The following is a 591-nucleotide window of genomic DNA, read 5'->3' as shown; positions in this document are numbered from 1 at the left end:
GCGGGTTGTCCACGATCACTTCGGCGTGCAGGACTTCGTCGTTCTCGACGAGCAGGGCGCCGTCCACGCCGAGGCTGGCGAGAACGGTGCGCGCTCCCATCCCGCGCAGGTGCTGAGCCGCATCGACTGCTTCGCCGATGGTGGTGACCGGGGTACCGGCGGCCTCGGCGAGTTCGTGCGAGTTGGGCTTGACGAGATCGGGGCCGGCCGGGAGGGCGGCGAGCAGCGGGGGTCCGGAGCTGTCGATGGCGACCGGAATGCCGATGTCGTGTGCCCGGCGGATCAGCTGGGTGTACAGATCGTCGGGCGTGCCATTGGGCAGGCTGCCGGAGCCGACCAGCCAGGATGCCTGCGCGGCGGTCTTGAGTGCCGCTTCCAGCAGAGCCTCGACCTCGTCGGGAGTGAGTACCGGGCCGGGTTCGTTGACCTTGGTCACCGTTCCACCGGGTTCCAGGATGCTCACGTTGCTGCGGATGTTGCCGGCGATCGGAACGCTCACGTGGTCGATGCCCGCTTCGTCGAGCATCGCTGCCAGACGGGTGCCGTCAGGGCCGCCGACCGGCAGGACGGCCCGGGTCGGAAAGCCGTGGG

General features: G+C 69.5%; 1 protein-coding gene. It reads right to left on the bottom strand.

The genetic code is table 11. The features are described from left to right. A partial coding sequence (locus tag ACFPIH_RS56395) for a 1-phosphofructokinase family hexose kinase (RefSeq protein ID WP_385879470.1) occupies positions 1 to 591 on the bottom strand: 591 nt, incomplete at both ends.

It is taken from the genome of Streptomyces vulcanius (assembly GCF_042653945.1).
Classification (GTDB): domain Bacteria; phylum Actinomycetota; class Actinomycetes; order Streptomycetales; family Streptomycetaceae; genus Streptomyces; species Streptomyces mangrovi.
The sequence above is the reverse complement of the archived record's forward strand: the minus strand, read 5'-3'. Positions and strand labels throughout refer to the sequence as shown.